This window comes from Nonomuraea sp. NPDC050451 (assembly GCF_044458585.1).
This window is the reverse complement of record NZ_JBITHZ010000044.1, coordinates 19,075-32,755: the sequence shown is the minus strand read 5'-3', so window position 1 is coordinate 32,755 and position 13,681 is coordinate 19,075. Positions and strand designations below refer to the sequence as shown.

The following is a 13,681-nucleotide window of genomic DNA, read 5'->3' as shown; positions in this document are numbered from 1 at the left end:
ACGCATCAAAGGCGGGCGGGCTCGGCCAGCGGCGTGAACAGCGCGCCCAGCCGGGCCACCTGGCCAGGGACGATCCAGTAGTAGACCCAGGTGCCGCGCCGCTCGCTACCGATCAGCCCCGCGGTGCGCAGCACCTTCAGGTGGTGGCTGATGGTGGGAGCGGTCAACTCGAAGGCGTCGGTCAGGTCGCACACGCAGGCTTCGCCGCCGGCGTGGGAGCCGATCATCGACAGCAGCCGCAGCCGGACCGGGTCGGCCACGGCCTTGAGCAGTACGGCCAGTTCGGCCGCCTCGCCTTCGCCGAGCGGCTGGCGGGCGATCGGCGCGCAACACACCGCGCCCTGCGCGTCCTTGCTGTTCGGAACGAGGGGCAGGGCGGTGGCGGTCATGCGGGAGCCTCCGAGACTGGCGGGTGGTTCGACGTTCGTCTAAATGATAGGCGGTGATAGCCGACCAGCGAGGCGGCGGCGACCAGACAGGTCAGCGTGACGGCGGCCATCACCCAGCCGTACCCGGCCGCGTGCGCGACGGCCAGGGCGGCGGCCGGACTGACGGCCTTGGCCACGGTGGCAGGCAGGGCCAGGCGGCCGGACAGGCCGGCGTAGGCGGTGGTGCCGTACCGTTCGGTCAGCAGGTGCGGCTTGGTGATGGTGCCCACGCCGAAGCCGAGCCCGAACAGCAGCACCGCGGCGATCGCGCCGGCGGTGGTGGCGCCGATCAGCGGCAGCGTGGCGGCGGCTATGGCCTGCAGGGCGAAGATGGCGGCGGCGATCAGCGCGGCGGGCAGGCGGCGCTGCAGCGCGGTGGTGATCAGCCGGCCGGTGACCGACAGCACGCCGAGCAGCCCGGCCACGCTCGCGGCCAGCAGCGGCGGGTGGCCGAGGTGGATCAGGTAGGTGATCAGCAGGACCGAGACAGTGGCCACGCCCGTGCCGTGCAGGGTGAAGGCGGCTCCCAGCAGCCAGAAAGCCGCCTGACGGGTGGCGGTGCGCACCAGGACCGCCCGCTCACCCGCCCCGCTCCGGGCCTGGCCGGGCACGGAGGCGGCGGCCGAGGCGGGAGCCGGTGCCGGCGGCGCGGTCCGGGCCGCGCGGGGCCAGCGCACGGCCAGGGCGTGCAGCGGAATAGCGGCCGCGCCGTAGAGCACGGCGAGGATGACCAGGGCCTGACGCCAGCCGTACGCCTGGGCCAGGGCGCCGGTCAGCGGCATGAAGATGGAGGAGGCGAACCCGGCCACGACGGTCACCGCCAGCAGCGCCGTGGCGCGGGCTGGGGCGGTGAAGCGGGCGACGATGACGGCGAAGGCCGCCTCGTACAGCACCATGCCCGAGGCGACGCCGATCACCACGAACACCGCGTACAACTGGGCCACGGTGCGCACCTGCGACCAGGCCAGCAACGCTGCCGTGCCGAGCACCGAGCCCGCTGTCATCAGGGCGCGGCCGCTGCGGGCGGCCCGCCACCGGCGCGCCCAGCGCCGCGACGAGCACCGAGGTCGTCAACGCCAGCGAGACGCGGGAGGCGCTCGCGCCCAGGTCGCGGCTCATCGGCGTGAGCAGCACCGAGAAGCTGTAGTACAGCACGCCAAAACCGATGGTCTGGGTGACGGCCAGCGCTGCCACCAGCCGCCACCCGCTGCCCGCAGGGCGGCCCGGCGCGACAAGAGGGCCGCTCTCGCCGCCGACCGAGGCAGCGGCGAGAGGATCGACGGCGGGCATGAGGTTCTCCTTGAAGGGGATGCGGCAGCAGGCGGGGGTGCTCGGAATGCGGGTCAGCCGCAGCAGCCGCCGCCCTGGGAGACCCCAGCGGTCGCCAGCGGCAGCGGGGTGCCCAGCAGGCCGCCGCTGATCCCGGTGGCCAGGCCGACCCGCTGCTCCTGGGCCTCGGCCAGGCTGGAGGAGCACACGCCGGTCTCCGGCAGTTCCAGCTGCACGTCCCGGGCGGCCTCCCAGTCACCCGCCAGCGCCGCGACAACGGAGCGGGCCTGCTCATACCCGGTGGCCAGCAGGAAGGTCGGGGCCCGGCCGTAGCTCTTGACCCCCACGGCGTAGTAGCCGTCCTCGGGGTGCGCGAGCTCGTCGGCGCCATGCGGCGGCACCGTGCCGCAGGAGTGCGCGTTCGGGTCGATCAGCGGTGCGAGCGCGCGGGTGGAGCCGAGGACCGCATCGAGGTCCAGACGCAGCTCGCCGGCAATGGCGTGGTCGGGGCGGTAACCCGTCGCGCTGACGATCTGGTCCACCGTCACGTTCTGCTCGTGGCCGGACGGGTCGCGGCTGATCACCCGTACGTGCTCGCCGTCGCGTTCGATGGCGTGGGTGAAGAAGCCGGTCACCAGGCGGATGCGGCCGCTTTCGACGTGGGCGTGCAGGCGGGTGCCGAGCGCGCCGCGGGCGGGCAGCGCGTCGGCCTCGCCGCCGCCGTAGGCGCGGCTGGCGTTGCTCGCGCGAATCGCCCAGGTGATCGGAGTGTCGGCCAGCTGGGCGAGGGCGAGCAGGGTGGTGGCGGCCGAGTGGCCGGCGCCGACGACCAGGACGTGCTTGCCGGCGTAGCGGTCGCGGTCGGCGCCGAGTACGTCGGGCAGCGCGTGGTCGACCAGATCCGCCGCGTCGGCCTCGCCGTGGGCGGGCAGGCCGGAGGCGCCGAGCACGTTGGGGGTGGCGTAGGTGCCGGAGGCGTCGATGACGGCGCGGGCGTGCAGCTCGCTGCCGTCGGCCAGGTGGATCAGGAACGGCGCCTGCTCGCGGCCGGCGGTGCGCACGCGGTCGTAGCCGAGCCTGCTGATCGCGCTCACTTTCGCGCCGGTGCGGATCCGGTCGCCGAACAGCTTGGCCAGCGGCGCCAGGTAGTCCTCGATCAGCTCGGCTCCGGTCGGCAGCCACTCGGCGGCCGGCGCGCTCCAGCCGTCGGCTTCCAGCAGACGGCGGGCGGCGGAGTCGATGTTGTACTTCCACGGGCTGAACACCCGGACGTGGCCCCACTGGGCAACCGACGCGCCCGCCTGCTCACCCGCCTCTAGCACCACGAAGTCGAGGCCCCGCTCAGCGAGGTGGGCCGCCGCGGCCAGCCCGATCGGGCCGGCGCCGATGACCACGATGGGCAGGTCACCGGGCTGTGCGGCTTGGCGGCTGGGCTCCAGTTCGACGGCGGTGGGACCGCAGCATCCGCTCATGGTGCTTCTCCTCAGTGTTGCGCGGGCCGTACCGGTCCGCGCTGTTTTGAAGGCTGTCTAAGTAGCTCGTCGGCAGGATGCCCGACAACTTAGAGGCATGTCAAATTAGAGGTGCATCTAATCAGAGGGCACACGAATCTGGGGCCGCTCATGCGCGGGCGCATCGATTATCTTGGGTTGTCGGACCCTTCCAGCAGGTCAGAGGATGATGATCTCTTCTTTCACGTAGGCCAAGTTGACCGAACTCAGGTCCGCTGGGTCGGCGTCCTCCTCCCGATGGTTATCTGGGGTTGTCAAGCGAAGTAGCTAGGAGGCCGGTGCCCAGGCGGGTGATCTGGTGGATCACCATGTTGGCGTGGCGGGTGCTGGTGATCAGTCCAGCGCGTTGCAATACCTCCTGATCGGCTCGGCCATCGTCCTGCTCGGTACGGCAACAGGAGGCTCGGTCAATCCGGCACGCCAGTTCGGACCGGCCGTGGCGTCCGGCCGCCTCGACCTTCTGTGGGTATACATGCTTGCGCCCCTGGTCGGGGCGGGGATCTCCGCCACCATCCTGAACCGTGTGCACAAGCGCCGCGAAGTGCTGACGCACCGGCTCTGCGGTACACATCCGAATGGTTCCCCGCTGTGAACATGAGCCGACGTTCCGGCCAGCACACCACCCCTGCCGCGCCCATCCTGCTGGCCATCACCGGCTACCCACCTCCACCAGTGATCTCGCCAGGAGTCCCCATGCCCACCAGCACCCTCCCGCCCGCCACAGCACCAGCGCCTGAGCTGATCGACGCCTTCAACCGCGACGGCTACGACCCGCTTCTGTGCGCCGAACTGCGCCCGCGTCTCATCCACTGATGGACATCGTGCAGGTCAGTGCCCAGGTCGATGCCGAGCGCCGGGTGTCCAGCCAGGAACTCCTGCGCTCGCTCGCGCACGACCACGGGGTGGCCGTCTTCTCCGCGCGCGACCTTTGGAGACCGTTCGATTACACACGGTAGCTACGATGTGGTCATGGAGCTCTTCCCTGCCATGCCGCTCGCGGAGTGGGCCGAGGCCAAGGAGACCTTTCACCGGTTCACGCAGATTGTCGGCAAGATCCGGCTGTCGGTGAGCAACCGGCGCAACCACTGGTGGCACGTGCCCTTTCATCTGACCGGGCGCGGGCTGACCACCCGGCCGATGGGTGGGCTGGGTGAGCAGCCGCTGTTCAGTATCGACTTCGACCTCGTACGCCACCGCCTGGTGGTGGACGTGCTGGACGGCCGCAGTGCGGAGTTCAGCCTGATCGGCCGGTCAGTGGCGTCGTTCCACGAGCGGCTGTTCGAGACGCTGGCGGGGCTGGGGATCCGGCCGGAGATCTGGGCGGTGCCGTTCGACCTGAGCGACGACACGCCGTTCGCCGAGGACACCCTGCACGCGCGCTACGACCCGGTGCTCATCAACCGGTACTGGCGGATCCTGTCCCAGGTGGCGCAGCTCCTCGACCGGTTCGCGGCGGACTTCTCCGGCAAAATCAGCCCCGTGCACCACTTCTGGCACACGTTCGACATTGCCGTCACCCGGTACACCGGGCGCGCCGCGCCCATATCGCCGGAGACCGATCCGGTGACGCGCGAGGCGTACAGCTGGGAGGTCATCAGCTCAGGGTTCTGGTTCGGCGACGAGGAGCGGCCGTGGCCGGCCTTCTACTCCTACACCGCGCCGGAACCCGAAGGGCTGGAGCGGGAGCCGCTCCGTCCCGAGCAGGCCGAGTGGATCGCCGCGCGCGGCAGCCACCTGGCGGTACTCCGGTACGACGATGTCCGCGCGATGGGTAATCCGGTCGCCGCCGTGCTGGAGTTCCTTGACAGCGCCTATCAGGCGGGTGCCCGGCTGACGGGGCTCGATGTTCACGCGCTGGCCTGTCCGGGGGGCGTCACGGACCCGCATGACGCGAAGGCCTGAACACACGAGAGCGCCCGCCCTCCAGGGAGGGCGGGCGCTCAACGAGTGCGTACCGGTGCGCAGGTCGCCTCTCGACGAAAGGGGCAACGCCCACCTCGCACGGTCGCATGGACGTCCTCTCCCAGTCCGACGACGGACGGTCCCTGGTCGCGGACTACCATGACGACACATGGGCACCGCCTCGATGTTTACCGTCGTCGGCGGGAAGGCCGGCCGAATCGACACCGGTCAGGCGGACCGGGTACGCGGCCTCCCACTCTGACGATCGTAAGGGGAACGGATGACGCGCGATCAGCGATCGGCGAACCCGACTCGGGCCAGGCGATGGCTCCGCACGATGCGGGCGCGGGATCCGCGCGAGGCACACCGCGCTGCTACCCCGCTGGAGCTGCTGTTCGACCTCTGTTTCGTGGTCGCGGTGGCGCAGGCGGCCGCCCAGTTGCACCACCACGTGACCGAAGCCCACCTCGGCGTCGGGCTGTTGGGCTATGCGATGGTTTTCTTCACGATCTGGTGGGCGTGGATGAACTTCACCTGGTTCGCCTCGGCCTACGACACCGATGACGTTGCCTATCGGCTGCTGACTCTGCTCCAGATGGCGGGTGCTCTGGTACTGGCGGCCGGGGTGCCCGCCGCCGCGACCTCCTATGACCTCACCGTGATCACCATTGGTTATGTGGTGATGCGCGTGGCGCTGGTCGCCCAGTGGCTGCGGGTAGCTCGGCAAGACGCCACCGGCCGCCCGGCGGGGATCCGGTACACCGTCGGCATCATGGTGGTCCAGGCAGGCTGGCTTGTTCGGTTGGCGCTGCCGCATCCATGGGACTACACGGGGCTCGCGGTGCTCGTGATCGCCGAACTACTGGTGCCGATGTGGGCCGAGTTGCGGGGCACGGCCACGTCTTGGCACCCTGGCCACATTTCTGAACGCTACGGGCTGTTCACCATCATCGTCCTCGGCGAGGTCATCTTCGCTAGCCTTACCAGCATCCAATCCGCATTGTCCGAACACGGCGTTTCCGGGCAAATGCTGCTGATAGCCGCTGGCGGCCTCATCCTGGTGTTCACAATGTGGTGGATCTACTTCATGGGCCCGGACACCGCCCTGAGCACGCCGCGTATCGCATTGCTCTGGGGTTACGCCCATTACCTGCTGTTCGCCGCAGTCGCCGCACTCGGCGCAGGCCTACAGGTCGCCGTTGACGTGGCCGTGCATCGCGCCCACGTGGCCGCGACGACCGCGACGTTCGCCGTGGCGGTTCCCCTGGCCGGGTTCCTCCTGGTCATGTGCTGGCTGCGCCGACTGACACACACCGGCCTGGCACATCCGAACCTGATGGTTACCGGGGCAGTCATCGTGCTGGTGCTGGCCTTGGCCACCCCCGTCCTAGGCGTCGGCGGGGTGATCCTGTCCATCGGCATCGCCGCTGCGGCCACGCTGACAGCAGCTCTTGTGGCCACGCACCGCGACGGGGTACCCCACCCTCCACCGGAGGCACGGTGACATGGTGCTCGATCTCCATCGACTGGCACACCTCATTGCCGTGGCGGAGGACGGCGGCATCGCCACAGCCGCACGCGCCTGACAAGTCCCAGCAAGCATCGCGATCACGCTCATGCCGAGAGGATGCTCGATGGGTCAGCGTCCTGTCAGCCGCGCGCCGTGGTAGGCCTTCGCTCCCAGCGGCGGGAACGTGTCTTCGACCGGACGGTCCATGGGTCGTCCCTTTCGCATGGCCTGGGATTCAGTCCGTGACCTTGCTGGCCGCCCGGTACTCCAGGTGCGCGTACTCGGGGTGCCGGATCAGCCACCCCGCGATGAAGGGACAGACCGCGAGCACCCGCAGGCCCTCCGCCCGGACGGATTCGACGCCTTCGCGCGCCAGCATGGAACCCACACCTCGTCCTTCATAGGCCGGATCGACCTCGGTGTGGACGAAGGCGACAAGCTCCGCCGTGCGAATGTAGGCGGCGAACCCCGCGAGCGTCTCGCCGTCGTGGGCCTCGAATCGGTTGGCGGTGTGATTGTGGGTCACGATGATCATGTGGTGGTCTCCGAGGGTCGGGTGATGAAGCAGTCGGTGTGGGTGCCGGCTCAGGCCGCGATGGTGGCGTGCATCTCCCACACCAGGATCTCGGCCGGCTCCGTGGCGATCACCCGCTGGCCGCCGATGGCGGTGAACCGGGCCGCGTCGCCGGTCACCAGCTCCCCCGCCCCCTCCAGGCTGACGGCGCCGCGCGCGACGAACAGGTGCAGGTAAGGGGCCTCGGGGAGTTGGACGGCCTGACCGGGCTGGAGCCGGGCGGCGTACAGGGCGGCGTACTTGTTCCTGATGCGGATCGCCGCTTCGCCGTCGTGCTTGCTCATGCCCGAGGCGACCGGGACCAGGCCACCGGAGAGCAGTTCGTGCTCGATCTCCAGTTGTTCGTAGCCGGGTGTGATGTTGTTCTCATCCGGTACGACCCACATCTGGATGAAGTGCACCGGGTCGCGGTGGACTTCCCCGCCGAGTCGCCAGGAGTCGTTCTTCTCCGAGTGCAGGATGCCGCGGCCGGCGCTCATCCGCTGCGCCAGGCCGGGATAGATCACGCCGTTGTGGCCGGTGGAGTCCTGGTGGACCAGCGAGCCCTCCAGAACCCAGGTGACGATCTCCATGTCCCGGTGCGGGTGGGTGTCGAAACCGGTGCCGGCGTCGACGACGTCGTCGTTGTTGACCAGCAGCAGACCGTGGCGAGTGTTGCGGTGGTCGTAGTGCTGGCCGAAGGAGAACGAGTGCTTGGAGTCCAGCCAGCCGAAGTCGCTCGTGAAGCGCTCCGCGGCGCGGCGAATGTCCACGCCGTCCGGAAGGATGATGTCGCTCATGGTGCCTGACCTCTCTATGGGTGGTGAACCGGGTGCGTTTCAGGCGGTCTTGATCGCCGAGACCTCGAACTCGAGGACGATCTTGTCACCGACCAGGACGCCGCCGGTCTCCAGCGCGGCGTTCCAGGTGATGCCGTAGTCCTTGCGGCTGATCGTGGCCGAGCCCTCGAAGCCGGCCCGGAGGTTGCCGAACGGTCGGTCGAGGCGCCCTCGAACTCGAACGGGATGGTGATCGAGTTGGTCACGCCCCTGATGGACAGGTCACCGGTCAGCTCCAGGCTCGTCTCGCCGGTCTGGCGGACGCCGGTGGTGACGAACGTGATCTGCGGGTGCTCGTCCATCGCGAGGAAGTCGTTGCTGCGCAAGTGCGCGTCCCGCTGCTCGTTGCGGGTATCGATGCTGGCGGCCTGGATGGTGACGTTCGCGCTGGACCGGCTCGGGTCGGCGCCGTCGGCGGTGAAGCGGCCCTCGAACTCGTTGAACGAGCCGCGGACCTTGGTCACCATCGCGTGCCGGGCGACGAACCCGATCCGGGTGTGCGCCGCGTCGATGACGTAGACGCCGGACAGGTCGGCCAGCGCGGGGGGATGGCGTGGGCGGTGGTCATTGCTCTGCTCCTTCTGGTCAAGTGGGCGTTACCCATTTAGGTGACGCATCACGTACATGACGCATCCAACTTAGGTGATGTGTCAAGTATTCCCGGGTAGGCTTCTGTCCATGGACGCAGCGAGCCCGTGGCTGACCGAGCAGCAGCAGCATGTCTGGCGCAGGTGGTTGGCGTTGAACGCGCGGCTGCCGGCGGCCCTCCACCGTGAGCTGCAGGCAGACGCCGGTCTGTCCCTGCAGGACTACGACGTGCTGGTCCGGCTCACCGACACGGCCGAGGGCCGCATGCGGGTCTCCGACCTCGCCCGCGCCCTGCAGTGGGAGCGCAGCAGGCTGTCGCACCATGTCACCCGTATGGCGAGCCGCGGACTCGTCGAGCGCGAGGAGTGCTCCGACGACGGGCGCGGCGCCTTCATCGTGCTGACACCGGCAGGGCGTGCGGCCATCGAGCAGGCGGCACCGGCTCACGTGGGCACCGTGCGCAGACTCGTCTTCGACTCGCTCTCCGAAGAGGAGCTCGACAGCCTCGCCGCCATCACCGACAAGGTGCTCACCCAGTTGGAGCGGGACGCGACGCCTTGAACGCGGCAGATCCCCGCGTTGGCGCACCCGGCGTTGGGCGCCGAGGTGGAGTTCGAGCGTGTCGCGGTCACCGCCGAGCCTGTCGTGATCTATGTTGACTGCCCGCCTTCGGCCACCGAGTGCGGGCTGTCGTTGGTCGTGGCCCATGGTGGCTCAGCGGGTGTCGCGGGCCGTGCGCTTGATGAGGTCGGTGACCGCGGCGGGTTCGGAGACGGAGACCGCGTGGGAGGCGTCTTCCACGGTGACGGTGCGGGCGTCGGCGCGTTCGGCCATCCACTGCTGGGCCTTGGGCGGGATGTTGTAGTCCTGTCCGGCGATCAGAGCGTAGGAGCGGATGTCCTTCCAGGCGGCCTTGGTGGCCTTCTCCTCCAGGGCCAGGATGGAGACCGGCCGCTGGGTGGCGGCCATGATCGCGGCGGTGGTGGCGGGCACGTCGGCGGCGAACTGCTTGCGGAACTTGTCCTGCTTGATGGTCAGCTCGGTGCCGGTGCGGCCGCCGGGCAGGGGGTAGAAGGCGGTGTTGAGGGTCTCGGCCAGGGTGCTGCCGGGGAACTTGGCGGCCAGCTCGCCCGCGCTCTCGCCTGCGTCGGGGATGAACGCGGCGATGTAGACCAGGGCCTTGACGTCGGGATCGCCAGCGGCGGCCTGGGTGATGACCGAGCCGCCGTAGGAGTGGCCGACCAGGACCACGGGCCCTTGCACGGAGTCCAGGACGCTGCGCAGGTAGGCGGCGTCGCTGCTCAAGGAACGGCACATGTCACGTGCCCCTCTCGTGGGCCGCGCATAGCGGCCAAGGCTCGCCAGATGCTGGTGGCGGCTCTCTTGGCCTGAAGCTTGGGTGCGGTGCGTCCGGCTTGCGCGAGATGCTGCAGCGCCGAGTGCCGGAGCTGATGCAGGGTCCAGCCCTGGCGGTGCGGGTCGAGTTCGGCGGAGGCGGTCTTGAACAGGTACTCGGCGCGAGGGTAGGACAGCCGCCCCCGGCCGGTGGTGGGGTCGATGTCGGCTGTGGCCGGCGCTCGGCGTCCGGAGGCAGGGGGCGCGCCGGTCGGCCAGGAACACCGGCCCCGAGGTGCGGCCGGTCAGCAGGCGGGGCAGGATCCGGGCGGTGGGGTGGGCCGGTGCACGTATTGAATGGCGCCACCCTTGGAGACGACGCGGGCCCGACGGAACTCCAGATACGTCCGCCTGGGTGAGGAGACCTCCGCGTGTATCACCACCGAAGCCGACCCCGTCCAGCGCCGCCGTCCCCGCTGAGCTCGACCCTCCAGCCGGATGAACTCACCAGGTCACGTGATCGGCCACACTCGCAGCACCTGATCGTCGTCGGGATCGAGCGCGACCCGGTAGCCGACCGCGTGCAGCGCCTCCTCATGCGCCGCTCACGCCCGTCCCGGCCGGACGGGATCAGGCGGGCGGGTCTGCGTAGACGTCGTGCAGCATGCCGGTGGCTTGGCCGACCTCGATGAGGTGCCCGTCCGGGTCGCGCATGTAGCAGCGGATCTCGGCCTTGCGGTCGATAGGCTCGGTGAGGAACCGGGCGCCGAGCGTCGTCGCGTGCGTGTGGAAGGCGGCGATGTCGGCTACGCGGACGTTCATGAAGGCGGTCACCGGGTCGCCGGGCTCGGGCGCCCGCAGCGTAACGTCCGGTTTGTCCGGGGTGGGGCCGCCGCCGGGGTTCATGATGATCCACGTGTTGGCGACCTTCACGATCGCCGGGTTCTCTTCAAGGACGACCTCGCCGCCCAGGACGTCCGCGTAGAACGCGCGCGAGCGGGCCACGTCCCGGACAGTCAGAAAGTGCGTGACTACGAGCCCCTCGACGGGCGCGGGCAGTTGTTCGCGGTCGACCATGCTCATCCCCTCACAGGTTGTGGTGCGCTTTGTGCGCCCAGCGGGCGGGGTCGGCTCCAGGGCGTCCCGATCCCAGCGGGCGACCTCGGCAGCGGGCCTCACTGCAAGGTGTCACGGGTCTCGTGCGAGTCGGCCACGCGCAGCCGCGGCCAGACCTGCCGCCCCATCGCCGTCCCCCCTCGGCCGGATCGGTCGTGCGCCGTTCTCGCGCAAGGGGGTCATGCCCGGCCGGACGGGGGTTAGTCAGGCAACGAACGTCACATCTGGCCGACGTCTTGGTCTGCTTCGCGACGTAGTCGACCACCTCGTCAGGAAACTCCGCCCACCCGCGCGGGAACCGCCCGTGCTGCGTGAAGTACTTCAGCAACAGCGCAAAGGCCAGACGAGTGCCCTCCTGCTTCGCACTGGCCAGGCCGACCTCATCGCTCAGGACGGTCCAGTGCTCAATGATGTCGGCGTACGGCTACCAGTGCCGAGTCATGTACAAGCAAACGGGCTCTGTCGCTGATCTTGGGACGTGGAACGATCTGGTAGTTGATCGTTTGCGGAGTGCGTTCCGGGATGTGTTGAAGAGTTACTCTCGCATTGGGCGGGGATCGTGGTCGAGGTCGTGGAGCGGGTCGCGGGGATGGTGACTCTGCCCGCCCGGTGCCGAGCCGACGAGGGGACCTGTCCACACTGCGGTGTGGCGTCGGGTCGGGTGCATGACCGATATGTCCGGCGGCTGGCCGATGCCGCGCTGAGCGGGGTCAAGACCGTGCTGGCGGTGACAGTACGGCGCTTCAAGTGCATGAACGCCAGGTGTGCGGCGGCGACGTTCGCCGAGCAGGTGGAAGGGCTGACCAGCCCGCACGCCCGCTTCACCCCGCTGCTCAGGCAGATGCTGACGTCGGTGGCGGTGGGCATGGCCGCCCGGGCGGGTGCCCGGCCGGCGGCTCGACTCGGGATGCTCGGTCGCCAAGGGGGGTCCCGGTAGCAATGAAGAAATTTTCAACGAAATAGCGTCTGACCTGCGGATAGCCCGGTCTCTGCGGCTAAGGTCTCGATTCGCTTACGGTGCGGATCATGGAGCGACGATCCCAAACTTCAGCGAGGACTGACCTTTTGCAGCGAAGTTTGAGCATTGTCACCGAAGTTTGAGTGGTGAGGGAGGATGATCGCCGGTGTTGGCCTTCTGCCGTTGAGTGACCAGACGCTGTTGGTTGGCGGTCCAGCGGCAGCGCTCTGAGCACCATTTCGGTGAACGCCCCTTGGCGATGGGGAGTGGAGTGCCGCAGGTCCAGCAGGCTCGTTGGCGGAACCTCTTGAGGAAGGCGTTCTGGCATATGCTGGAGCACCAGCGAAGACGGTTGTCCGAGCCGATGTATTTTCCGCATTGCTCGCAGGTGGAGGTGATGGGCGGCCAGGGGTCGGGAGCCGGTCTGGGATCGCGCCTGGGACGGGTCGCTTGTCGGCATTGGTGGGAACACCAGCGAGCCGAGCGTCCGGCCAGCGGGGTGGTGACCCGGGAGGCGACGAGATATCCGTCGCATCCGATGCAGCGGCCCCGCCCAAGGATGCGTCGGAGGAGAGAGGCGTCGCGGCCGGCGACTGCTTCCAGACGTTCCCAGCTGAATCGTCCTATGCGACGTGGAGGGGTCCGCACGTAGGTGCGCAGGGCTGTGGGTTTGAGGTGGTTGACGCGGGCCAAGCGATCGATGTAGGAGTCGATGCTCTCTCCGTGGCGGGGGCGGGCGTCGATGGGTAGCCGGGAGGGCAGGCGCTCGTCTGTCATCGCGGGCCTGTCAGCCGGGCATCGGAGCTGTGGTCGAGCGGGATTGCCTTCAGGCTCTCCTTGGTGATCTTCTCGCTGCCGGTCAAGATGGCGTCCAGGGCGGCGCCGCGGATCAGGTGAGACAGCGAGCCGATCATGCCGCTGGTTCGGTCGTGGAGATAGCGGTCCAGGCCGGTGAGGCGGCCGGGCTTGTGGTTGTGCAGGCGCAGGGAGCCTTCCAGGGTGGCGACCAGGCCCTGCCATTCGGCGTTGTAGGGGAGCGGGGCGGTGGGGATCAGAGTGAAGCGTCCGGCGATCTGCTGTCCGCGGGTGCCGTCGAACAGGCCTTCGCGTTCGACGTTGATCCCGGCGTAGACGAACGTCGCCGGGATGCGTTCGGAGAAGTACTTCAACGTGTCGGAGACCTCGGCTCCAGCCCTGGTCGACAGTGAGATGTTGTGCAGTTCGTCGACGAGGACCAAGCCCACCCGGGCGTCGGTCAACACCCCGCAGGCCGACTCCAGGATGTCGGTGATGTTCGAGCGCGGGCGGATGGGCAGCCCGAGGAATCGGGTGAACTCCACCGCCACCATCCGCGCTGTGGCGGCGGGCGGGACGGTGATGTAGACGACCGGGTCGATCGCTCACCCCGGGATGGCGGGCCCGATCCAGCAGTTCGTGGGAGCGGCCGAGTTGGGTGATCGCGGTGGTCTTGCCCGTGCCGGCCGGGCCGGAGACGATCAGTCCGCGGCGGGCGCTGACCGCGTGCCGGTTCAGCAGTAGCAGGCGGCGCCCGCAGGTGACCGTGCGCTGGACCGTCGAGGTCGCCACCACCAGCAGTCGGGTGTGATAGTCGATCCGGGCCTCGTCATAGCGGGTCTGTGCGGTGGTGGTGAGCGCATCGCGTTCGACGTCA

The 13,681-nt window shown here is 69.0% G+C and carries 17 protein-coding genes and 2 pseudogenes; 8 read left to right on the top strand and 11 right to left on the bottom strand.

Going from position 1 to position 13,681, the window contains the following annotated elements; all coding sequences use genetic code 11:
• Positions 1–5 precede the first annotated feature (5 nt).
• The 3 genes from ACIBI9_RS58440 to ACIBI9_RS58430 form a co-directional block, all read right to left on the bottom strand.
• Positions 6–389, bottom strand: a complete 384-nt coding sequence (locus ACIBI9_RS58440; protein WP_397236213.1) for a metalloregulator ArsR/SmtB family transcription factor — start codon at positions 387–389, stop codon at positions 6–8.
• A complete protein-coding gene (locus tag ACIBI9_RS58435; protein WP_397236211.1) occupies positions 386–1,417 on the bottom strand; it encodes an MFS transporter in 1,032 nt (343 codons plus the stop codon). Before ACIBI9_RS58435 ends, ACIBI9_RS58440 begins: the two co-directional genes overlap by 4 nt.
• A 354-nt stretch (positions 1,418–1,771) precedes the next feature.
• A complete protein-coding gene (locus ACIBI9_RS58430) occupies positions 1,772–3,169 on the bottom strand; it encodes an FAD-dependent oxidoreductase (RefSeq protein WP_397236209.1) in 1,398 nt (465 codons plus the stop codon).
• Positions 3,170–3,506: 337 nt separating this feature from the next.
• Here ACIBI9_RS58430 and ACIBI9_RS58425 point away from each other — a divergent pair, with 337 nt between their 5' ends.
• From ACIBI9_RS58425 to ACIBI9_RS58405, 5 genes are all read left to right on the top strand, one after another.
• Entirely contained in the window at positions 3,507–3,800 is a 294-nt protein-coding gene (locus ACIBI9_RS58425; protein WP_397236207.1) for an aquaporin, read from the top strand.
• 2 nt (positions 3,801–3,802) lie between these two features.
• Positions 3,803–4,021 carry a hypothetical protein gene (locus tag ACIBI9_RS58420; protein WP_397236205.1) on the top strand — a complete coding sequence of 73 codons (219 nt, stop codon included), beginning with the start codon at positions 3,803–3,805 and terminating at the stop codon, positions 4,019–4,021.
• On the top strand, positions 4,021–4,164 hold the full coding sequence (locus ACIBI9_RS58415) for a hypothetical protein (RefSeq protein ID WP_185105361.1): 144 nt from the start codon (positions 4,021–4,023) through the stop codon (positions 4,162–4,164). Before ACIBI9_RS58420 ends, ACIBI9_RS58415 begins: the two co-directional genes overlap by 1 nt.
• A 13-nt stretch (positions 4,165–4,177) precedes the next feature.
• Positions 4,178–5,110, top strand: a complete 933-nt coding sequence (locus tag ACIBI9_RS58410; protein WP_397236203.1) for a DUF5996 family protein — start codon at positions 4,178–4,180, stop codon at positions 5,108–5,110.
• 280 nt (positions 5,111–5,390) lie between these two features.
• The gene (locus tag ACIBI9_RS58405; protein ID WP_397236201.1) at positions 5,391–6,614 is read left to right on the top strand and encodes a low temperature requirement protein A; all 1,224 of its coding nucleotides are present in this window, start codon (positions 5,391–5,393) and stop codon (positions 6,612–6,614) included.
• A 241-nt stretch (positions 6,615–6,855) separates the two neighbouring features.
• On the opposite strand, the gene ACIBI9_RS58400 is transcribed toward ACIBI9_RS58405, so the two are convergent.
• The 4 genes and pseudogenes from ACIBI9_RS58400 to ACIBI9_RS58385 all read right to left on the bottom strand — a co-directional run.
• The gene (locus tag ACIBI9_RS58400) at positions 6,856–7,155 is read right to left on the bottom strand and encodes a GNAT family N-acetyltransferase (protein WP_346114091.1); all 300 of its coding nucleotides are present in this window, start codon (positions 7,153–7,155) and stop codon (positions 6,856–6,858) included.
• 50 nt (positions 7,156–7,205) lie between these two features.
• The gene (locus ACIBI9_RS58395) at positions 7,206–7,973 is read right to left on the bottom strand and encodes a pirin family protein (protein ID WP_397236198.1); all 768 of its coding nucleotides are present in this window, start codon (positions 7,971–7,973) and stop codon (positions 7,206–7,208) included.
• Positions 7,974–8,012: 39 nt separating this feature from the next.
• Positions 8,013–8,135, bottom strand: a pseudogene (locus tag ACIBI9_RS58390) (polyisoprenoid-binding protein); the annotation flags it as partial.
• 131 nt (positions 8,136–8,266) lie between these two features.
• Positions 8,267–8,479, bottom strand: a pseudogene (locus ACIBI9_RS58385) (YceI family protein); the annotation flags it as partial.
• A gap of 211 nt (positions 8,480–8,690) precedes the next feature.
• On the opposite strand from ACIBI9_RS58385, the gene ACIBI9_RS58380 reads away from it, so the two are divergent.
• Positions 8,691–9,161 carry a MarR family transcriptional regulator gene (locus ACIBI9_RS58380; protein WP_360696887.1) on the top strand — a complete coding sequence of 157 codons (471 nt, stop codon included), beginning with the start codon at positions 8,691–8,693 and terminating at the stop codon, positions 9,159–9,161.
• A gap of 153 nt (positions 9,162–9,314) precedes the next feature.
• Here ACIBI9_RS58380 and ACIBI9_RS58375 read toward each other — a convergent pair whose 3' ends face one another.
• The 3 genes from ACIBI9_RS58375 to ACIBI9_RS58365 all read right to left on the bottom strand — a co-directional run bounded on the left by ACIBI9_RS58375 (position 9,315) and on the right by ACIBI9_RS58365 (position 11,460).
• The gene (locus tag ACIBI9_RS58375) at positions 9,315–9,917 is read right to left on the bottom strand and encodes an alpha/beta hydrolase (RefSeq protein WP_397236196.1); all 603 of its coding nucleotides are present in this window, start codon (positions 9,915–9,917) and stop codon (positions 9,315–9,317) included.
• 648 nt (positions 9,918–10,565) lie between these two features.
• Positions 10,566–11,018: a VOC family protein gene (locus ACIBI9_RS58370; protein WP_397236194.1), complete on the bottom strand. Its 453-nt coding sequence runs from the start codon at positions 11,016–11,018 to the stop codon at positions 10,566–10,568.
• A gap of 4 nt (positions 11,019–11,022) precedes the next feature.
• A complete protein-coding gene (locus ACIBI9_RS58365; RefSeq protein ID WP_397236320.1) occupies positions 11,023–11,460 on the bottom strand; it encodes a DUF4158 domain-containing protein in 438 nt (145 codons plus the stop codon).
• 180 nt (positions 11,461–11,640) lie between these two features.
• On the opposite strand from ACIBI9_RS58365, the gene ACIBI9_RS58360 reads away from it, so the two are divergent.
• Positions 11,641–11,988 (top strand): transposase family protein, encoded by a 348-nt coding sequence (locus tag ACIBI9_RS58360; RefSeq protein ID WP_397236318.1) that lies wholly within the window; start codon positions 11,641–11,643, stop codon positions 11,986–11,988.
• A gap of 794 nt (positions 11,989–12,782) precedes the next feature.
• On the opposite strand, the gene ACIBI9_RS58355 is transcribed toward ACIBI9_RS58360, so the two are convergent.
• Positions 12,783–13,349, bottom strand: a complete 567-nt coding sequence (locus ACIBI9_RS58355) for a TniB family NTP-binding protein (RefSeq protein ID WP_397236192.1) — start codon at positions 13,347–13,349, stop codon at positions 12,783–12,785.
• A 113-nt stretch (positions 13,350–13,462) separates the two neighbouring features.
• Here ACIBI9_RS58355 and ACIBI9_RS58350 point away from each other — a divergent pair, with 113 nt between their 5' ends.
• Positions 13,463–13,615 carry a hypothetical protein gene (locus ACIBI9_RS58350; protein WP_397236190.1) on the top strand — a complete coding sequence of 51 codons (153 nt, stop codon included), beginning with the start codon at positions 13,463–13,465 and terminating at the stop codon, positions 13,613–13,615.
• The last annotated feature ends 66 nt before the right edge of the window (positions 13,616–13,681 follow it).

Coding starts and splice junctions, on each gene's coding strand:
- ACIBI9_RS58440 (WP_397236213.1), bottom strand. CDS start 389: ATGACCGCCACCGCCCTGCCCCTCGTTCCGAACAGCAAGGACGCGCAG.
- ACIBI9_RS58430 (WP_397236209.1), bottom strand. CDS start 3,169: ATGAGCGGATGCTGCGGTCCCACCGCCGTCGAACTGGAGCCCAGCCGC.
- ACIBI9_RS58420 (WP_397236205.1), top strand. CDS start 3,803: ATGAGCCGACGTTCCGGCCAGCACACCACCCCTGCCGCGCCCATCCTG.
- ACIBI9_RS58415 (WP_185105361.1), top strand. CDS start 4,021: ATGGACATCGTGCAGGTCAGTGCCCAGGTCGATGCCGAGCGCCGGGTG.
- ACIBI9_RS58410 (WP_397236203.1), top strand. CDS start 4,178: ATGGAGCTCTTCCCTGCCATGCCGCTCGCGGAGTGGGCCGAGGCCAAG.
- ACIBI9_RS58405 (WP_397236201.1), top strand. CDS start 5,391: ATGACGCGCGATCAGCGATCGGCGAACCCGACTCGGGCCAGGCGATGG.
- ACIBI9_RS58400 (WP_346114091.1), bottom strand. CDS start 7,155: ATGATCATCGTGACCCACAATCACACCGCCAACCGATTCGAGGCCCAC.
- ACIBI9_RS58395 (WP_397236198.1), bottom strand. CDS start 7,973: ATGAGCGACATCATCCTTCCGGACGGCGTGGACATTCGCCGCGCCGCG.
- ACIBI9_RS58380 (WP_360696887.1), top strand. CDS start 8,691: ATGGACGCAGCGAGCCCGTGGCTGACCGAGCAGCAGCAGCATGTCTGG.
- ACIBI9_RS58375 (WP_397236196.1), bottom strand. CDS start 9,917: ATGTGCCGTTCCTTGAGCAGCGACGCCGCCTACCTGCGCAGCGTCCTG.
- ACIBI9_RS58370 (WP_397236194.1), bottom strand. CDS start 11,018: ATGAGCATGGTCGACCGCGAACAACTGCCCGCGCCCGTCGAGGGGCTC.
- ACIBI9_RS58360 (WP_397236318.1), top strand. CDS start 11,641: ATGGTGACTCTGCCCGCCCGGTGCCGAGCCGACGAGGGGACCTGTCCA.